The following is an 18,994-nucleotide window of genomic DNA, read 5'->3' on the forward strand; positions in this document are numbered from 1 at the left end:
CGCGGTCTTTGCCCGGCTGCCGGCCGCGCCCCGGCGGCGCAACCGGCCCGCCGCCCCGATCTGCGCCTGGCCAGCCTCGGCGTGGTGCGCCCGGCCGGCGCGGCCACGGCCGGCGCCCTGCACGGCACCCCCATCCTGCCGGTCGCCATCACCTCCGGTCTCTCCTGCGTGCCCTTCGCCCGCATGGCGACGGGCATGACGATCAGCGGCGACGCCCGGCTGTGGTGGAACAACGCCGCCGGCACCTATGCCCGCGGCCAGGCGCCGGAACGCGGCTCGGTGCTCGCCTTCACCGCCTCGGGCGGGATGCGGCGCGGCCATGTCGCCGTCGTCTCCCGCATCCTCGGGCCGCGCACCATCCATATCGACCACGCGAATTGGGGCGGCCCCGGCATCCGCCGCGGCACGGTGATGCGTGGCGTGGTGGTGATGGACGTGTCGGACCGTAACGACTGGACGGCGGTGCGCGTGCAGGTCGGCCATGACAGCAGCAACTTCGGCCGCACCTACCCGACCCATGGCTTCATCTACAACCGCCCGGCCGGCACCCGCATGATGACCGCCGAGGCGCCCGCCCTGGTGGAGGTGGCGCAGGCCGCCCCCTCCCCGCATGCCAGCCAGCACCACCGCCTGGCGGCGCAACTCTTCGAGGAATAGGGCGTCATCCTCGGCGGAGGATCGGCCCATGCATGAACGTGGCCCCCATGGGGCGGAGCGTCTGTTCCTGGCCGATGCCAGGGACCAGGGCGGGGAGATCCCCAACAATCCCCGCCTGCCTGTCCTGGTGCATCGCGGCGCCCTGCCGCCCGGCGATCCGGCGGCGGCCGAGGCGATCTTCGCCCGCCATAACTGGTTGCCGGCCTGGCGCAACGGCATCTTCGCCATCGACCACTACCACCCGAACGCGCATGAGGCGCTGGCCATCGCGCATGGCCGGGTGCGCGTGCGGCTGGGCGCGGAGGCGGGCGTGACGCTGGACCTGGCCGCCGGCGATGTGGTGGTGCTGCCCGCCGGCACCGCGCACCGCAACCTCGGCCAGTCCGAGGATCTGCTGGTGGTCGGCGCCTACCCGCCCGGCGACCCGCCCGAGCAATTCACCGGCCGGCCCGGGGAGCGTGAGCGGGCGCTTCATGCCATCGCCGCCACGCCGTACCCGCCCTGCGACCCGGTGACGGGGCATCCCTACCGGTAGCGGGAGCCTCTCCAAGCCTGGCGATCCCGCCTTGCCTGACCAGATCCAAAAGTCCTTGCCTTCTGTGATCAAAAATACGTTCGGATGCTTACTGCTCAACGCCTGTCGCACTGGAGCCGTTTCACCGCCAGCGAAGGCGGTAAAGCGGCTCCAGCTTACCGTTTCGACGCATTTTCCGAGGCGCCTTGCGAAGCCGCAAGGCTTGAAAATGCTCTAACGGTCCGACTGGAAGACATGCGCCATGAACCACTGTTCAGGATGCGCGCGCACCACCTGCTCCACCACCGCATCCAGCGCGGCGATATCGGCCAGCACCGCCTGGCGGCCGCGGCCGGGCGGGCCGATCGGCACCTCCGGCAGGATATGCAGCCGGAAGCGGGCGGCCTGCCCCAGCCTTTCAGCATAGGCCGGCACCAGCGCCGCGCCGGTGGCCGCCGCCAGGCGCACGGCGCGCATGATGTTGCCATCCAGCCGCAAGGGGCGGCCGAGCGCCGGTGCATGCACCCGCCCCTCCCAGAACTCGTCCACATAGTACAGCAGCGCCGCTTCCCGGCTTTCCAGGATGCGATGCGCCTCGAACACCGCGCCGAGGGTGGGCGCCACGGCGACCGCGGCCTGCGCCCCGGCGGCCTGGCGGCTGCGGTTGCGGGCGCGGTCGGCGATGCGCATGCGGAAGCGGTTGGGCAGGCGCTGGTAGATGGCGTGGAAGGGGATGCCCAGCATCGGCATCGCCGCATGCACCACCTCCCAATACCCCACATGCAGCCCGGCGATGATGATCGGCCGGCCGGCCTCGCGCGGGCCGGTCAGGTGCTCCGCCCCGGTGATCTCGATCCGTCCCTCTGCCCGGAAGCGGTACAGGGCGGCGAATTCCACGAAGCTGCGGCCGACATGCTGCCAGTGGGCGCGCAGCATCGCCTCGATCTCGGCGTCGTTCGCCGCGGGGCGCAGCTGCCGGAACAGGGCGCGGGCGCGGTCGGAGCCGACCTGCCGCTTCGCCCCCGCCCGCAGCCCCATCCGCGCCCCGATGGCGGAGGCGGTGTCGGTCGGCAGGGCGCCCAGCAGCCTGTGCGGCAGCCAGTCCGCGAATCCCTGCAGCGGGTCGCGCAGCCAGTAGCGCAGCAGCGCCTGGCGGTCCTGCCAGCGCCAGGGCGGCGCATGGTAGAGGTGATCCGTCATGCTAGCGGGGGGTCAGGCGCATCGGCAGGGTCTCCCCCGGCCGCAGCGTCAGCCGCGCCACCGGCATCACCTGCACCCCCGGCTCCAGCGCCAGGCGGAAGCTGCCGGCCAGCGCGGCCAGGCAGATGGTGGCCTCTGCCAGGCCCAGATGCTGGCCGGTGCAGATGCGCGGGCCGGTGCTGAAGGGGATGTAGGCGTGGCGTGGGGGCTTCGGCGCGCCCGGCATGAAGCGGTCCGGGATGAAGGCATCCGGCTGGTCCCATAGCGAGGGCTTGCGGTGCAGCAGCCAGGGGCAGACCAGGATGATGCTGCCCTTCTTCACCAGCCGGTCGCCGATCCGGTCCGGCCCCAGCGCCTCCCGCGACAGCAGCGGCACGGGGGGGAACAGGCGCAGCGTCTCCTCCACCACCGCCCGGGTGAAGGGCAGGCTGGGCAGGTCCGCCAGGGTCGCCACGCGGTCGCCGAGCACGCCGCGCACCTCGCTGGCCAGCCGCTCCGCGCTGGCGCTGTCCTGGGACAGGCAGAACAGCGCCCAGGCCAGGGTGTTGGCGGTGGTCTCATGCCCTGCCATGAACAGCACGATGGCCTCGTTGCGGAAGGCCCGACGGTCCATGGGCGCGTCGGTGCCGGGCACCTTGGCTTCCGACATGGCGCGGATCAGCGAGGCTTCGCCGGCATCGGCGCCGCCATCGAGGATGCCGGCGATCAGCCCGTCCACCACGGCATGGATGCGCTGCGCCGCGCGCCGCACGCCGGGCCCGTGGAAGCGCGGCCACCAATCCGGCAGGCCGAGCAGCGACAGCACGTCGGTCTGGCCGATGCGCGCCTGGTAGTCGGCGAAGGCGGCGACGACCTTGCCCGCCGCCTCCTGCCCCAGGGCACGGCCGAAGATGGTGCGGCAGATGATCTCGGCGGTGAGGTGGCCCATCTCCGCCAGAACATCCACCGGGCCGGGCGGCAGGGCGCGCCACTGCGCCCGGCGTTCCGCCGCCGCTTCGGTGATGGCCGGCGCCAGCTCCGCCAGGCGCGAGACATGGGTGACCGGCGCGACGACGCGGCGGCGCTCGCGCCACAGCGGGCCGTCGCTGACGAACAGCCCGTCGCCCAGCAGGGGGATCAGCGCGTGGCGGTGCTGCGGGCTCTTGCGCTGGAAGTTCTCGTGCCGCTCCACGAACACGTAGTGGACGCTGTCCGGGCTGTTGCACACCACCACGTCGCGCAGGAACAGGCGGCTGCCATAGACGTCGCGCTCGAAGGAGGATTTGGCCCAGACCGCCAGCCAGTTCTCCCGCGCCACGCGCAGCATCTGCCGCAGCGGCATCCCCTTGTCGGGGCGCGGCGGATAGGGCGGCACGAAGGGGGTCGCCGGGGCAGTGACTTCGGTCAGCATGTCCCGGACACTACATCGGCGCGGCGGTCTACGCAGCCTCCGCCGTCAGCACGATGCGCCCCGTCACCTGGCCGGCGCGCAGGCGCTGCAGGGCCGAATCGGCATTGGCCATCGGCTCCCGCGTCACCGGGATGCCGGGCAGGCCGCCGCCCTGGGCGATCTTCACCAGCGCCCGCAATTCCTTCGGGTTGCCGACATAGCTGCCGCGCACGGTCAGCGCCCGCATGGCCATCAGCGGCAGCGGCACGGTGAGTTCACCGCCGAACAGCCCCACCTGGATCAGCCTGCCGCCCTTGGTCAGCGCGTCGAAGCACATCCGCGCGGTCTGGCTGCCATTCACCAGGTCGATGATCGCCTCCACCGGCCCGCCGCACAGCGCCACCAGCCGCTGCACCGTGTCCTCCCCGCCGGCTTCCAGCGTGTCGCTGGCCCCGGCCTCCCGCGCCGCGGCCAGCTTCTCCGCGCTGAGATCGACCGAGACGATGCGCCGGTGCCCCATCGCCTTCAGCACCGCGATCGCCTGCAGGCCAAGCCCGCCGGCGCCGACCAGCACGATGGCCTCATCCGGCGCCATCGGCATCACCTTGTTGATCGCCGAATAGACGGTGATGCCGGAACAGGCATAGGTGGCCGCCAGCGCCGGGTCGATGTCACCCGGATCGACCAGGTGGCGCGGCTCCGGCACCAGGATGTGGGTGGCGTAGCCGCCATTCTGGAAGATGCCGAGCGCCCGGCCCTGGACGCACATATTGTCCTCCTCCGCCCGGCATTTGGCGCAGGTGCCGCAGCCGACCCAGGGGAAGACGATGCGGGTCTGGCCGACGGCGAGCCCCTGCCCCTCGGCCTCCGGCCCCCATTTCACCACGCGGCCCACCGTCTCATGCCCCATGGCCAGCGGCAGCGTCACGCCGCGGTCCAGCAGCCGCATCTTGCCGCGGCTGCCGAGGTCCCATTCGCCTTCCCAGACATGGATGTCGGAATGGCAGACGCCGGCATGGGTGACTTCCAGCAGCACCTGGCAGCCGGTGGGCTCCGGCGTCGGCAGCTCGATCTCCTGCAGTGGCTTGCCCACTTCCACCATGGCCCAGGCCTTCATCGCGGCGTTCCCCCAACATCCCTGGCGCAAGGCGACCATCGCCGCCGTCCGCGGTCAAGCTTGACAGGCGGGCTTCCGCACCCTGGGATGGTGCGGCGGCGCCGGTGAAGCGCCGGCCCAGGGACACAGCCGGTCGCATCCTGCCCGAGAGGATGTCGCCCATGCCCTGCGCCCCCTTCCACCTCGCCTGGTTCGTCTCCCGCGGCTACGGACCCAAGGCCTGGCGCTACGACTGGGGCGGCGACCCGTCGCGCTGGATGATGCCGGACCTGTTCGTCGACCTGGCGCGCTCCATGGAGCGGGCCGGCTTCGACTACGTGATGATGGAGGACAGCTGCAACGTCCCCTACACCTACCAGGGCAGCCACGACGCCTACCTGAAATACGCCATGGCGGCGCCGAAGCTCGATCCCGCCGTGCTGGTCCCCTACATGGCGATGGCGACGCGGCGAATCGGGCTGGTGACGACGCTGTCCACCACCGAATACCCGCCCTTCCTGCTGGCCCGGCTGATGAACTCCCTGGACCATGTGACGGAAGGCCGCGTCGGCTGGAACATGGTGACCGGCAGCAATGATGGCGGCGCCCAGAACTATGGCATGGACCGGCAGATCGAGCATGACGAGCGCTACGACCGCGCCGACGAATTCGCCGAGATCGTGACCCGGCTTTGGGAAAGCTGGGAGGCGGATGCGATGGTGCTGGACCGGGAGGCGCCGCTGTTCGCCGATGGTGCCAAGGTTCACCCCATCGACTACCAGGGCCGCTACCACAGCTGCCGCGGGCCGCTCAGCGCGCCGCGGTCGCCGCAGGTGCGGCCGGTCCTGTGCCAGGCGGGCGGGTCCGCCCGCGGCCGCCGCTTCGCCGCGCGCTGGTCGGACACCATCATCACCGCGGTGCGCGACGTGGGCGCGATGAAAGCGACGCGGGAGCGCATCCGCCAGGACGCCGTGGCGCTGGGCCGCGACCCGGACGGGATCAAGGTGCTGTTCCTGGTGGACCCCCTGGTGGACCACAGCCTGGCCGCGGCGGAGGACCGCCGGCGCATCCTGGAGGCGGATGTGGCGCTGCATGCCGACCAGCATTTGGCCTCCCTCTCCCGCCTCAGCGGGATCGACTTCGCGCGGTTCCCACTGGACGAGCCGCTGCCGAAGCTGACCAGCAACGGGCATCAATCCGTGGTGGACCATTTCACCGGCCGCACGCCGCGGGAACTCGCCATGCGCGCCGAACTCGGCATCCGCTTCACCGGCACGGTGGAGCAGGTGGCGGGGATGATGGAGGAGGCGATGCAGGAAGCCGGCGGTGACGGCTTCCTGATCGTCCATGCCGATTTCACCCGCCGCTACGTCGCCGAGATCTGCGACGGGCTGGTGCCGGCCTTGCAGCGGCGCGGCCTGACCCGCCGCGCCTACGAGCACCGGACCTTCCGGGAGAACCTGCTGGCCTATTAGAGCCGCTTCACCGAAAGTTAGAGCCGCCTCACCGAAAGCGGGGACGGTGAAACCGCTCTGGCCGATTGTTCCAACGCTTGCTCCGGGTCGCCCTGCGAAGCCGGGAGGCTTGCAGAGCCCCTAGTCGGGCCGGATGTTGTTGTCCCGGACCACGCGGCCCCAGGTGGCGATCTGGCGGGACAGGAAGGGGCCGAATTCGGATTCGCCCTTGGGATCCAGGTCGATGCCGAGGCCGATGACGCGGGCCCGCACCTCCGGCACCGCCAGCGCCTCCCGCAGCGCGGCTTCCATGCGCTGCTTGATCGGCGCCGGGATGCCGGCCGGGCCGAGGAAGCCCCAGAAGGCTCGCGCATCCACCCCCGGCACGCCGACCTCGGCCAGCGTCGGGATGTCCGGCATGGAGGGCGACCGCGTGGCGCCGGTCTGCGCCAGGGGCACCAGGGCCCCGCTGTCGATATGCACGCCGATCGCCGGCCGCGTCGCGATCGGCATGTCCACCTCGCCGGCCACGGCGGCAACGGCGAGCGGGCCGCCACCGCGATAGGGCACATGCACCAGCTGCAGCCCGGCCGCCTTGCCGACCAGCGCCATGGTCAGGTGGGCGAGCGAGCCGTTGCCGATGCTGCCATAGGTCAGCGTGTCCGGCTTCGCCTTCGCCGCCGCCGCCATGGCCGCGAAGCTCTTGAAGGGGCGCGTGCGATGCGCCGTCAGCACCATGGGCGCGGTGCCGAACAGCAGCAGCGGTGTCATGTCCTTTTCGGTGTCGAAGCCCATGTTCGGGATCAGCGCCGGGTTCACCGCATGGGTGTCGAAGACCAGCACCCAGTGGTTGCCATCCGGCGCGCTGCGCGCCACGGCGCCGGTGCCGAGGGAGCCGGAGGCGCCGGGGCGGTTCTCCACCACCACATTGGCGCCCAGGATGCGCATCAAATGCGGCTGCAGCAGGCGGGCCAGCGCATCCGTGCTGCCGCCCGGCGGGAAGGGCGGAACGATGCGGATGGGACCGGAGGGCCAGGCGGGCTGGGCGTGCAGCGCAGGCGCGGCCAGCGCGGCGCCGGCCGCCAGCAGCAGGCGGCGGGTGAGATGCGGCATGGAGATCCTCCCGGGTTTCTTGCTTGCCCGGGATTAGGCCCGGCCGGCGCCGGCAGCGCAAGCCGGCCGAGCGTCAGCCCGCCGCGATCGCCGCCGCCCGGCGCGCCATGCCGCCATTGTCGTGGCCGACGCCCGGCACCGTTTCCAGCCGCCAGTGGAAGGGCACCCCCAGCCGCCAGGCGACAGCGCGGGCCTCGGCATAGAAGCGCATGCCGCGCGCCAGGCGGTGCGGCCCCTGGGCCATGGCGCCGGGCTGGCGCGGGATGGAACGGTGATCCGGGTCCACGTCATCGGCGCCGAGCAGCACCGTGACGGGCCGCGCGAAGGCGGCCGCCAGCCGCTCATCGGGCACGCTGGTGCCGCCCAGGCCGAAGGGGAAGGCCACGTCCCGCACCGGCATGGTGTAGGAGCCGGCATTGGCGGTGATGATCGCCTCCGCCTGGCTCGCTTCCGCCAGCAGCAGGTAGCGGTGGACGAATTGCGCGCCGGCGGAATGGCCGAACAGCGCATAGCCCGGCCGCGTCGCGCCGGTGCGCGCCCGCACGGCCTGCCAGATCCGGTCGATGGCGCCGAAGGTCCAGGCCTCCGGCGGGTTCGGCACCAGCGCCTGCGTCACCACATTGCCCCAGTTGTAGGAGGCGACGGTGGGGAACAGCGCGCGGGAAAATTCGGGCGCCACCACCAGCAGCTTCGCCGCATCCGCCTGCGGCGCCCATTGCGCCAGGTAGCGGTCGGCGTCGCGCTGCAGCCCGTGCAGCACCAGCAGCACGCGCCCATCCGTCTGCCAGCCGGGCGGCCGGTGCAGGAAGACGCGCATGGGCCCGGGCCCGAGCGCCCTCGGTTCCTCCATCTCGAACACGGATTGCGCGGCGGCGGGCTGGGCGGCCGCCTGGCGCGGCAGGGCGGCGATGGCCCCCAGCGCCATCAGGCCTCGACGATGCAGCATGGCGTGGTCCTCCGCCGCCAGCTTCCGCCCGTGCCCGGGCGGGCGCAAGCAGCGACCGCGCGCCTCACACCGGGCGCGGCGCCGGCGGCGGGGGCTTGGCCGCCTTCAGGGCGCGGCGCACATCCATCTCCAGCTTCTCCAGCTCCTCGGCCGCCCGAAGGCGCTGGCCGCGCGCCTCGTCGGCGATGCGCAGGCTGTCCTCGATGGTGGCCACCAGCGCCGCATTGGCCTTCTGCACGGCGGCGAGGTCGAAGACGCCGCGTTCCAGCTCGGTGCGGGCTTCCAGATTGCCGCGGCGCAGCGTCTCGGCATTGGCGGTCAGCAGCTGGTTGGTCAGGTCGGTGGCGGCCTTCACCGCCTGGCCGGCTTCCCGCATCCGGTGGATGGCCAGCGCCTGGGCCAGCTGCTGGCGCCACAGCGGCACGGTGTTGGCCAGCACGGAGTGGATCTTGCTGGCCAGCGCCTTGTCGTTTTCCTGGATCAGCCGGATCGAGGGCAGCGCCTGCATCGCCACCTGCCGCGTCAGGCGGAGGTCGTGCACGCGGCGGTCCAGCTCGTCGCGCGCCCCGCGCAGGTCGCGCAGCTTTTGCGGCGCCAGATCATCCGTGGAATGGGCGACGGCCGCTTCCATCGCGGGGATGGCCTCGGAATCCGTCTTGCGCAGCACCTCCTCGCCGGCCTGGACATGGGTGCCCAGGGCGTGGAACCACTCCAGCGTCGCCTGGTAGAGCCGCTCCAGCCGCTCCACATCCTCCAGTAGCCGGGTGCGGTGGGTGTCCAGCTTGTCGCCGATGCCCTCGATCTGGCCCTTCACCGTCTCGTACCGGCCGATGATCTCGGTCACCTCGGCGCCGGCCTTGGTGAAGATGCGGGCAAAGAAGCCGGGGCGCTCATCCAGCTTGGTCACGTCGAAGCCGCGCAGGGTCTGCAGCAGGCTGGCCAGCGTCCGCCCCGCCTCCCCCGTCTCCTGGTTCCGCGCGCCTTCCAGCATGGCATCCGCCGCGGCCTGGGCCTGGGTCTGGGTCTGCTGGCCGAAGCGCAGGATGGAGCCGGGGTCGGAAAGGTCGATCTGCTGCGCCAGTTCGCCCAGCGCGGCCTCCGGCAAGGGGGCGCGGCTGGGCGCGGCCTCGGCGAGGTCGCGCTCCGCGGCCTCGCGGGCCACGGCCATCGTCGTGGGCGCGAGGATCACCTGCGGCGCCGGCGGCGCCTCGGTGGTCGTGCCATGGGGCTTGGGGCCGTTCCGCCTGGTCGTGCTCATGCGTAACCCTCCTGGCGCAGCCTTTCGGACAGCACCTTCACCTGGATGTCGAGCGCCGCGCTTTCCTCCGCCCGCAGCTTGGTGCGCAGGTCATCGGCCGCCCCCTGCATGTCGGTCAGCAATTGCGGCAGGCCGGCGGGCGGTTCCGCGCCGGCGGCCAGGCGCTGCGCGATGCGGTCCAGCCCGTCCAGGTGCACGGCCAGGAAGCGGCGGGCCAGCGGCAGCCGGTCCGGCCGCGCATCCAGGTCGTCCAGCACCGCATCCATGGCCTGGGCGATGCCGGCCATGCGCGGCTCCGCGCTGATCCGCGCCAGGCGGGCGCGGTGTTCCGCCAGCGGCCCGGGCGGCGGCGGCGGCGCGGGGGCGGCCGGCGGGTCCACCTCCACCTGCGCGCCGTCATACATCAGCCGGGTGCCGAGCCACGCGCCGGCGGCCAGCAGCAGCGGGATGGGCATGTCCATGCGCGCGCCCAGCAGGGCGACCAGCCCCGTGGCTACGGCGACCAGGATCGCGGCGCGCCGCGTGTCGCCGCGCCGGCCGCGCCGCAGCGTGCGCACGGCGAGGAGGGGCAGGAGGATGCCGAGCCCGGCGGCGACCAGCCCGCGCGTGTTGCCGCGCACCACCTCCACCACCACGTCGAACAGCAGCGGCCAGGTGAACAGCGGCAGCAGCAGGCCGCGGGTGCCGTTGCGGAACTGGCTGAAGGCGCCCTCGACCTTGGCGCGGGTGTCGCGCCAGGGGTCGTTCTGCCACGGGCGGTCGCGCGGCGGGGTCCCGGACATCAGCGGAACAGCGCGATGGCGCTGGCCAGCCAGAGGCTGAGCGACAGCAGCCAGAAGCCGGCGACGCGGCGGGCCGCGGCCGGCAGGGTGGGCAGGAGGATGCGCGGGGTCTTGGGCATTTCCGCCTTCAGATCGCCGCGCGGGGCCGCCGGATCAAGCCCTGGGGGCCACCTTCGGGCAATGAACTGCGTGGCAGCCGCTTTGCGCCACCGCGCGCCGTGTCGCCGCCGGTCGGCGCGCCGAGGCCTCAGCGCCGGTCGGCGCGGGGGTCCAGCGCGTCCCGCAGCCCGTCGCCCATCAGGTTGAAGGCCAGCACCACCACGAAGATCGCCGCCCCGGGTGCGATGGCCAGCCAGGGTGCCGTCTCCAGGAAGCGCTGGGCGCTGTTCAGCATGGACCCCCAGCTCGGCGCCGGCGGCTGCTGGCCGAGGCCCAGGAAGCTCAGCGACGCCTCGGCGATGATCGCCTCCGCGATCGAGAGCGTGGACTGCACCAGCAGGGGCGGGACGATGTTGGGCAGCACATGGACGAAGGCGGTGCGCCAGGGCGGGTTGCCGAGGGAGCGCGCCGCCTCCACCCAATCCGTGGATTTCGCGTCCAGCGCCATGCCGCGGGACAGGCGCACGAAGACCGGGCTGGCGGTGATGGCAATCGCCAGCATCGCATTCTCCAGCGCCGGGCCGAGGAAGGCAGCCAGCGCGATGGCCAGGATCAGGAAGGGGATGGACAGCATGGCGTCCGCGATGCGGGAGATCACCGCATCCACCCAGCCCCCCGCCAGCCCTGCCAGCAGCCCGACCGGCACCCCCAGCAGCACCGCGCCGAGCACGGAAATCACGCCCGCCATCAGCGAGGCCCGGGCGCCCCAGATCATGCGGGAGAGCACATCGCGGCCATTCTCATCCGTGCCGAACCAGAACAGCTCGCTGGGCGGCTTGCGGATGCGCGACCAGCTCGTGGCGATCGGGTCGTAGGGCGCGATCCAGGGCGCCAGGGCGGCCACCAGGACGAAGGCCAGCACGACGATGAAGCCGGCCAGCGCCAGGCGGTGGCGGACGAAGCGGCGGATGGCGCGGCGCGTCGGGCTTTCGCCCCGCGCCGGGGGCGCGGCCGGGGCGGCCGGGCTGGCGGCGGTCGCGCTCATGCCTGCCGCAGCCGCGGGTTGATGGCCATGTAGAGGATATCCGCCAGCAGGCTCAGCGCCACGAAGATCAGCGCGGTGGCCAGCACCACGCCCTGCACCACCGGGTAGTCCCGGTTGAACACCGCATCCACCACCAGCTTGCCGAAGCCGGGGATGGTGAAGATCTGTTCCGTCAGCACCGCGCCGGCCAGCAGGCGGCCGAACTCGATGGTGCCCAGCGTCACCACTGGGATCAGCGCGTTGCGCAGCGCGTGCTTCCACACCACCACGCGTTCCGTCAGCCCCTTGGCCCGCGCCGTGCGCACGTAATCCTGGCTGAGTGCCGTCAGCATCGCCGCCCGGGTGTGGCGCATCAGCACGGACGCCACGCCGGTGCCGAGCACGAAGGCCGGCATGATGGTCGTCGCCAGCGACTGCACCGGATCCTCCCACAGCGGCACGTAGCCCGAGGGCGGCAGCCAGCCGAGCTGCACGCTGAAGAACAGGATCATCATGATGCCGAGCCAGAAATTCGGCGTGGAGATGCCGAACAGCGCCACCGCATTGGCCAGCCAGTCCCAGGCCGTGTCCTTCTTCACCGCGGACAGGATGCCGAGCGGCACGCCGATGACCAGCGCGATGAGGAAGGCCATGGAGGCGAGCTGCGCCGTGACCGGCAGTTTCTCCAGGATCAGGTCGGAAACCGGCATGCGGATGCGCCAGGAGAAGCCGAAATCACCCTGCAGCACATTGCCGATCCAGTAGAAATATTGTGCCCAGATCGGCTGGTCCAGGCGCAGCTCGGCGCGGATCTGCGCCAGCACCTGCGGGTCGCCGCGTTCCTCCCCGGCCAGGATCACGGCCGGGTCGCCGGGCATCAATTGCTGCAGCCCGAAGATGATGAAGGACAGGATCACCAGCGTCGGCAGCACCTGGCCGAGGCGTTTCAGAAGCCAGTTCCACATGTCAGGTCAGCTCCCGGCCCCTGCCCCCAACCCGACCCTCCCCCGCCTGCGGGGGGAGGGAGAAGAAGCCTTCCCCTGCGCCAGCGGGGAAGGCTGGGTGGGGCCATCGCAACCGCGCCCCACCCCTGCCCGCTCAGTTCAGGCGCATGCCCTGCAGCCGGATCATGCCGTCCGCGATCGGCTGGTAGCCGGTCAGCCGCGTGTTGTGGATCATCACGTTCTTGCGGTGCCACAGGTAGATCCGCATGTGATCCTGGCCCAGCGCCTGCTCCATCACCTGGCGGTACATGTCCCGCCGGCGCGCCACATCCTGCTCGGTCCGCGCCTGCACCAGAAGCTGGTCGACCGCCGGGTTGGCATACCGGCCGTCATTCTGCCCGCCGGTGGAGTGGATGAAGGAGAAGATGTTGCCGTCCGGATCGGTCCGGCCGGACCAGCCGACCAGGAAGGTCTCGAACTCACCGCGCCCGGCGCCTGCCAGGGCGGAGGCGAATTCGGAGGCGCGCAGCGTCACCTCGAAGCCCGCTTCCTTCGCCATGGCCTGGATCACCTCGCCCACCTGGCGCAAATCCGGGTTGTTCGGGATGGTCAGCTCCACCGGCACCGGCGCGGTGAAGCCGGCTTCGCGCAGCAGCGCGCGGGCGCGGCCGACATCGCGCGGCTCCGGCTGGAAGCCCTGGACATGGAAGCTGCTGGCCGGCGGCACCGGCTGGCGGGTCGGCGTGTACATGCCCTCATAGACCACCTGCACGATGGCGGCGCGGTCGATGGAGAGTTCGAAGGCGTGGCGCACCCGGGCATCGCGGCCCATCGGCGTGTTGGCGCGCGGGCCGTTGCCGATGTTGATGGTGATGCCCTGGTAGCCCAGCTCATCCACCGGCACGCCGCGCAGGCTGCGGTTGCGCTGGATGGAGCGCAGGTCGTCCGGCTCCATCCGCTCACCGAATTCCACGGCGTTGGATTGCAGGTTGGCCAGCCGCACGGTGTTGTCCGGGATCGGCAGGTAGGTGACGCGGTTCAGGTGGATGTTCGCGGCATCCCAGTATTCCGGGAAACGCTCCAGCACGATGCGCTCCTGCGCCACCCGCTCGACGAAGCGCATGGGGCCGGCGCAGACCGGGCGGGTGCCGAAATTGCGCCCGGCCGCCTCGGCGGCCTTCGGCGACAGGATCATGCCCGCGCGGTCGGTCAGGGTCGCGATGAAGGCGGCGTTGGGCCGGCCGAGCTTGATGCGCACGGTCAGCGGGTCCACCACCTCGATGGACGTCACCGCGCCCATCTCGGAGCGGCGAAAGCTGCCCTGCATGGTCAGATGCCGGTTCAGCGAGTAGCGCACCGCCTCGGCGTCCATCATCTCCCCGTCGTGGAAGCGCACGCCTTCGCGCAGCTTGATGGTCAGCGTGGTCGGGTCGTCCCAGGTGAAGCCGGTGGCCAGCTGCGGCACCGGCTCCAGCGCCGCGTTGATGTCGAACAGCTTGTCGCAGAAGCCCATGTAGACGATGCGCCCGACATAGGTGCGCGACAGGGTCGGGTCGAGGATGTCCGGGTCCTCGCGCAGCGCCAGCCGCAGGTTCTGCCCGAGCGCGGGCGGCGTTGCGCCGAAGGCGGCCAGGGCGACGAGCCCGGCGGCGAGGGTCTTTCGGATCATGCCAGTTCTCCTGTTCTTTGCTTCTGGTCGGTGAAGTAGGCCTGCAGGCGGCGCAGCCTCTCGCCCCCGGCATCGGTTTCCCGGGCGGCCGGCGCGGCGGGCAGGCTGTCCTGGAAGTGGCAGGCGGCCCGGTGCACCGCGCCGGCCAGCGGCGGCGGGATTTCGGCGCAGATCGCCTGGGCGTGCGGGCAACGGGTGCGGAAGCGGCAGCCGGAAGGCGGTTTGATCGGGCTCGGGATGTCGCCTTCCAGCAGCGCCGCCGGCCCCTGCCCCTGCCCGGGCACGGCGGCCAGCAGGGCGCGCGTATAGGGGTGGCGCGGGGTGCGGAAGACGGCGTCGGTGGCGCCTTCCTCGACGATGCGGCCGAGATACATCACCGCCACCCGGTCCGCGATGTGGCGCACCACGCCCAGGTCGTGGCTGATCAGCACGAAGGTCAGGCCCAGTTCCCGGATCAGATCCTGCAGCAGGTTCACCACCTGCGCCTGCACCGAGACATCCAGGGCAGACACTGGCTCGTCGCCAATGATCAGCTTCGGCTGGCTGGCCAGGGCGCGCGCGATGGCGATGCGCTGGCGCTGGCCGCCGGAGAATTCATGCGGCCAGCGCCGGGCGAGTTCCGGCCGCAGCCCGACGCGGGAGAGCAGTTCCGCCACCCGCTGCGTCTCCTGCGCCCGCGGCACGATGCGGTGCAGCCGCAGCGGCTCCGCCACCGCCTGCTCCACCGTCATCCGCGGGTCGAGACTCGCGAAAGGGTCCTGGAAGATCAGCTGCATGTCGCGCCGCCGGGCGCGCAGCGCGGCGGGCGACAGCGTGCGCAGATCCTCGCCCTCGAACAGGATCTGGCCGGAATCGGGTTCGATCAGCCGCAGCGCCAGGCGGCCGAGGGTGGATTTGCCGCAGCCGCTCTCCCCGACGATGGCCAGCACGCTGCCCTTGGGCACCGCCAGCGACACCCCATCCACCGCGCGCACCGCGCCACGGCGGCGGCCGATGGCATCGCGGACGGGAAAGCCCTTGGCGAGGTCGCGGAGTTCGAGCAGCGGTGCCGTCACGCCGCCGCCTCCAGCAGGGTGTCGAGCGGCGCGCGCCAGCAGGCCACGTCATGGCCGGGCAGGATGGCGGCCAGCGGCGGTTGCTGCGCACAGCGGTCGAGGGCGAAGGGGCAGCGGGGGGCGAAGCGGCAGCCCGGCGGCGGGTGCAGCAGGTCCGGCACCGTGCCCTCGATGCTCGCCAGCCGCGCCACGCCGCCTTCCAGCCGCGGCGCGGCGCCCAGCAGGCCGATGGTGTAGGGGTGCTGCGGCCGGGCGAAGAGGGAGGCCGCCGGCGCGCGCTCCGCGACCCGCCCGGCATACATCACCACCACCTCATCCGCATGGTCCGCCACCACGCCGAGGTCGTGGGTGATGAGCACCACGGCGGTGCCGCTTTCGGTCTTCAACTCGTCGATCAGCGCCAGGATCTGCGCCTGCACGGTGACGTCCAGTGCCGTGGTCGGCTCGTCGGCGATCAGCAGGCGCGGGCGGCAGGCCAACGCCATGGCGATCATCACCCGCTGCCGCATGCCCCCCGACAGCTGGTGCGGGTAGTTGCGGGCACGGCGCTCGGGTTCCGGGATGCGGACGCGGGCGAACATCTCCACGGCGCGGGCGAAGGCGGCGTCCGGCGCCAGGCCCTGGTGCAGGCGCAGCGCCTCCGCCACCTGTTCGCCGGCGGTGAAGGCCGGGTTCAGGCTGGTCATCGGTTCCTGGAACACCATCGCCATGGCGCCGCCGCGCCGCGCCCGGCGCTGGTCCGGCGTCAGCGCCAGCAACTCCTCGCCATCCAGGCGGATGCCGCCGCCGATCTCGGCGCCCTGCGGCAGCAGCCCCATCACCGCCAAGGCGGTGACCGACTTGCCGCAGCCGCTTTCGCCCACCACGGCCAGCGTCTTCCCCGCTTCGACGCGGAAGGAGATGCCATCAACCGGCCGCAGCCGGCCGCGATCGGTGGGGAATTCCACGCTGACCTGGGTGAGTTCGAGCATCGGCGGGCTCATGCCTGCGTCGCCTCCGCCATGGCGGCCTGGATCACCGCGCGGTCGAAGACGCCAGGATGGTCGCGCCCCGGCAGGAAGCGACGGAAATGGCGCAGGTAGCCGCGCCAGACGCCATGCAGGCGGCGCAGTTCAGCCAGCGGGTCCGGATGGTCGTCCACCCGCAGGTCGAGGTCCGGATAGGGATCGGCGGAAGCCACCTGCATCGCCGCGGATTGCCGGCCGCGCTTGTCGCCGCCCGCCGCCTCCCCGGCCTCCATCGCCAGCAGCAGGCGCTCGGCCATCGGCAGGCCGGTGGCGGCGAGCGCCGCGTCCAGCGTGGCGCGCAGCACCTGCGGCCCGGCCAGCATGTTGCCCGCCACGGAGACATCCGGCGCGGAGAGATGCCCGCACCAGCCGATGCAGGCGCTGCCGGTGTGCTGCGCGCTGCGGCCATCCGCGGCCAGCAGATGCGCCTGGCGGCTCGCCTGGCCGGGATCGGCGGCCACCAGCTCGGCCAGCGCCGCCGCCGCCCCCTGGCCCGCCCGCAGCCGTGCCAGCGAATCCGGCGCCAGGAAGGGGTTCACCAGCGCCTGGGTGCTGGCGGCACCAACCCCGCCTTCGACGCGCGGGCACAGCGCGCCCGCCGCCAGGAAGCGGCTGGCGACCGCGACGCCGAGTTCACCGGTCGTTGGATCGCGCAGGAGGATCGACCACGTCATCCCTGCTTCATGACAGGCTGGCGGGGCGGCGCAAGCCTGACCTGTGCCGCCTTTGTCCCTCCCGCACCCGGGATTGCCCGCGCGGCGGACACTGTGCCGCCGGACCGGGCAGCCGGCGGCGCCCGCCCGGCTTCAGGCCGCCTGTCGCGCCGGCACCCTGGCCAGGATCGCGGCGATTTCCGCATCCGACAGGCCAGGCGCGACAAAGCGCAGCCGGATGCGCCCGGCTTCCGCCTGCACCACCTCCGCCGCCTGGCGCCGGCCGAGGCCGGGCAGTTCCAACGCCACCGCCATCCGTGGCGCCAGGCCGCCCAGTGCCTCCGCGGTGCCGAGCGACGTGCCGCGGATCGACAGGTCCTGCGTCGTCACCGCCAGGACCCGGCCGCCGCCATGCAGCCGCGTGGCGATGCCAACGGCATGGCGCGGCGCGGCGCGGCGATCGACCTCCGGCGTCGCGGTGCGGAGGTTGCGCACCAGCGTGTGCTGCATCGTCTCCAGCCCGGCCAGGACATCTGCCGCCAGGTCGCGCATCGCGCCGGCACGCTCCGCCACCGCATCGCCGGCCTGGGTGACGGCGCTGAGGCGCCCAGTCATCTGCCGCGCCGCGGCGGCGGTGCCGACCACGGTGCGGGCGATGTCGGCCGTCGCCTCGTTCTGCTGGGCCATGGCCGCGGCGATGGTGGAGGAGATGCCGTCGAGCTGGCCGATGCTCTCCAGCGTCGCCTGCACCGCGGCGACCGCCGCCTGGGTGGCGTTGCCGACCTCGTCAATGTGCCGGGCGATGTCTTCCGTGCTGCGGGCGGTCTGGGTCGCCAGCTGCTTCACCTCCCCGGCCACCACGGCGAAGCCCTTCCCGGCCTCGCCGGCGCGGGCGGCCTCGATGGTCGCGTTCAGCGCCAGCAGGTTGGTCTGGCCGGCGATGTCGCCGATCAGCCGCGCCACGGCGCCGATGCGCCCGACCGCCTCCTGCAGCCCGGTGATGGCGCGGGTGCCGGCTTCCGTGTCCTGCACCGCACGGCGCGTCGCGGCGGCGGCGGCCGCCACCTGGTCCGAGATGCTGCGGATGCTGGCGGTCATCTGCTCGGTCGCCGCCGCACCGGATTCGGCGTGCTCCAGCACCTGGTGGGCGGCATTGCCCACCTCGGCGCCGGCGGCGCGGGCATCCTGCGCCCGCTCCCCCATCGCGCCGGCGCCTTCGGTCATCCGGTCCACGCTGCCGCCGATGCGCTGCACGGCATCCGCCGTCTCGCGCTCCACCGCATCGGCCATGGCCCGCAGCGCGCGGGCCTGCTCGGCCTGCGCCGCCAGGCGCAGCTCCTCCTGCGCCGCGCGCAGCCGCACCGTCTCCGCGCTGCGGTCGCGCAGCACGCCCAGCGCCCCGCCCATGGCGCCCAGCTCGTCCTTCCAGGGCGTGTGCGGCGGTCGGCCGTCCAGCCGCCCCTCCGCCACCTCCGCCATGCCGCGCGTCAGCTCGGCCAGCGGGCGCGAGATGCGCGAGCGGATCAGGTACAGCGCGGCCAGGCTCACCAGCAGCGCCAGGGACACCAGGGCGCCCAGCACCCACTCGTACCATTCGGCCAGACGCAGCCCCGCGGCCAGCCGCGCCTCGGTGCGTGCCAGCACGCTGTCGGCCAGCGTGCCCAGCGATTCGGTCAGCGGGTCGATGTCGCGGTACAGGGGGCCGAGCACAAGCGCCTCCAGCGCCGCGGAGTCGCGCGCCGCCAGGGCGGCGCCGATGGCGCGCGTGGTGGTCTCCGCGGCTTCGCGGCGGCGCACCACCTCGGCCCAGGCGGCGGCGTCGGGCGGGTCGCGGTCCAGATCGGCGAAGCTGCGGGCGATGTCGGCCTGCGCCTTGTCGAGCCCGGCGCGCGCCTCATCCCATCCCATCCCGCCATTGCGCACCTTGTGGCTGAGATCGACCACGGAGACCGCATAGGCGTCGGACAGGACCTTCAGGCCGAGCAGTGGCGCCACCGCCTGGGACCGCATCGCCGCCAGGCCCTCCGCGTCATGGCGCGTTGCCGACCAACCGAGCAGGCAGGCGGCACCGACGCAGAGCGCCAGCGCCAATTGGACGGCAGACAGCAGCAGCCTGACGGGCATTGGCGGATTCCATGCTTGATCCGCTGCACT

17 protein-coding genes are annotated in these 18,994 nt (G+C 72.4%); 3 read left to right on the top strand and 14 right to left on the bottom strand.

Going from position 1 to position 18,994, the window contains the following annotated elements; translation table 11 throughout:
• The coding region (locus HEQ75_RS00005) for a CHAP domain-containing protein (RefSeq protein ID WP_168026861.1) at positions 1–657 on the top strand (657 nt) is incomplete at its 5' end.
• Positions 658–685: 28 nt separating this feature from the next.
• On the top strand, positions 686–1,192 hold the full coding sequence (locus HEQ75_RS00010) for a cupin domain-containing protein (protein ID WP_168026862.1): 507 nt from the start codon (positions 686–688) through the stop codon (positions 1,190–1,192).
• A 213-nt stretch (positions 1,193–1,405) separates the two neighbouring features.
• Here HEQ75_RS00010 and HEQ75_RS00015 read toward each other — a convergent pair whose 3' ends face one another.
• The 3 genes from HEQ75_RS00015 to HEQ75_RS00025 are packed head-to-tail and all read right to left on the bottom strand — an operon-like array spanning position 1,406 to position 4,857.
• A complete protein-coding gene (locus tag HEQ75_RS00015; RefSeq protein ID WP_168026863.1) occupies positions 1,406–2,371 on the bottom strand; it encodes a lysophospholipid acyltransferase family protein in 966 nt (321 codons plus the stop codon).
• A 1-nt stretch (position 2,372) separates the two neighbouring features.
• Positions 2,373–3,761: a cytochrome P450 gene (locus tag HEQ75_RS00020; protein WP_235961152.1), complete on the bottom strand. Its 1,389-nt coding sequence runs from the start codon at positions 3,759–3,761 to the stop codon at positions 2,373–2,375.
• Positions 3,762–3,789: 28 nt separating this feature from the next.
• On the bottom strand, positions 3,790–4,857 hold the full coding sequence (locus HEQ75_RS00025) for an alcohol dehydrogenase (protein WP_168026864.1): 1,068 nt from the start codon (positions 4,855–4,857) through the stop codon (positions 3,790–3,792).
• A gap of 161 nt (positions 4,858–5,018) precedes the next feature.
• Here HEQ75_RS00025 and HEQ75_RS00030 point away from each other — a divergent pair, with 161 nt between their 5' ends.
• Positions 5,019–6,311 carry an NtaA/DmoA family FMN-dependent monooxygenase gene (locus HEQ75_RS00030; RefSeq protein ID WP_168026865.1) on the top strand — a complete coding sequence of 431 codons (1,293 nt, stop codon included), beginning with the start codon at positions 5,019–5,021 and terminating at the stop codon, positions 6,309–6,311.
• A 120-nt stretch (positions 6,312–6,431) separates the two neighbouring features.
• Here HEQ75_RS00030 and HEQ75_RS00035 read toward each other — a convergent pair whose 3' ends face one another.
• The 11 genes from HEQ75_RS00035 to HEQ75_RS00085 form a co-directional block, all read right to left on the bottom strand.
• Positions 6,432–7,403 carry a tripartite tricarboxylate transporter substrate-binding protein gene (locus HEQ75_RS00035; RefSeq protein WP_209318271.1) on the bottom strand — a complete coding sequence of 324 codons (972 nt, stop codon included), beginning with the start codon at positions 7,401–7,403 and terminating at the stop codon, positions 6,432–6,434.
• Between the two features lie 73 nt (positions 7,404–7,476).
• A complete protein-coding gene (locus HEQ75_RS00040) occupies positions 7,477–8,349 on the bottom strand; it encodes an alpha/beta hydrolase (protein ID WP_168026866.1) in 873 nt (290 codons plus the stop codon).
• A 64-nt stretch (positions 8,350–8,413) separates the two neighbouring features.
• Complete coding sequence (locus HEQ75_RS00045) at positions 8,414–9,607, bottom strand: toxic anion resistance protein (protein WP_235961153.1); 1,194 nt, start codon at positions 9,605–9,607, stop codon at positions 8,414–8,416.
• On the bottom strand, positions 9,604–10,389 hold the full coding sequence (locus HEQ75_RS00050) for a hypothetical protein (protein WP_168026867.1): 786 nt from the start codon (positions 10,387–10,389) through the stop codon (positions 9,604–9,606). Before HEQ75_RS00050 ends, HEQ75_RS00045 begins: the two co-directional genes overlap by 4 nt.
• Before the next feature lie 247 nt (positions 10,390–10,636).
• A complete protein-coding gene (locus HEQ75_RS00055) occupies positions 10,637–11,533 on the bottom strand; it encodes an ABC transporter permease (protein WP_168026868.1) in 897 nt (298 codons plus the stop codon).
• Positions 11,530–12,477 carry an ABC transporter permease gene (locus tag HEQ75_RS00060; protein ID WP_168026869.1) on the bottom strand — a complete coding sequence of 316 codons (948 nt, stop codon included), beginning with the start codon at positions 12,475–12,477 and terminating at the stop codon, positions 11,530–11,532. The genes HEQ75_RS00055 and HEQ75_RS00060 overlap by 4 nt, the downstream gene beginning before the upstream one ends.
• A 133-nt stretch (positions 12,478–12,610) precedes the next feature.
• Positions 12,611–14,125, bottom strand: coding sequence for an ABC transporter substrate-binding protein (locus HEQ75_RS00065; protein ID WP_168026870.1), 1,515 nt, complete (start codon positions 14,123–14,125; stop codon positions 12,611–12,613).
• On the bottom strand, positions 14,122–15,180 hold the full coding sequence (locus HEQ75_RS00070) for an ABC transporter ATP-binding protein (RefSeq protein WP_168026871.1): 1,059 nt from the start codon (positions 15,178–15,180) through the stop codon (positions 14,122–14,124). The genes HEQ75_RS00065 and HEQ75_RS00070 overlap by 4 nt, the downstream gene beginning before the upstream one ends.
• A complete protein-coding gene (locus tag HEQ75_RS00075; RefSeq protein WP_168026872.1) occupies positions 15,177–16,163 on the bottom strand; it encodes an ABC transporter ATP-binding protein in 987 nt (328 codons plus the stop codon). The genes HEQ75_RS00070 and HEQ75_RS00075 overlap by 4 nt, the downstream gene beginning before the upstream one ends.
• Positions 16,160–16,861 carry a DUF1028 domain-containing protein gene (locus HEQ75_RS00080; protein WP_168026873.1) on the bottom strand — a complete coding sequence of 234 codons (702 nt, stop codon included), beginning with the start codon at positions 16,859–16,861 and terminating at the stop codon, positions 16,160–16,162. Before HEQ75_RS00080 ends, HEQ75_RS00075 begins: the two co-directional genes overlap by 4 nt.
• A 132-nt stretch (positions 16,862–16,993) precedes the next feature.
• Positions 16,994–18,964, bottom strand: coding sequence for a methyl-accepting chemotaxis protein (locus tag HEQ75_RS00085; protein WP_168026874.1), 1,971 nt, complete (start codon positions 18,962–18,964; stop codon positions 16,994–16,996).
• Positions 18,965–18,994: the final 30 nt, after the last annotated feature.

Origin of the sequence: Falsiroseomonas selenitidurans (assembly GCF_012103215.1) — a bacterium.
Classification (GTDB): Bacteria; Pseudomonadota; Alphaproteobacteria; order Acetobacterales; family Acetobacteraceae; genus Falsiroseomonas; species Falsiroseomonas selenitidurans.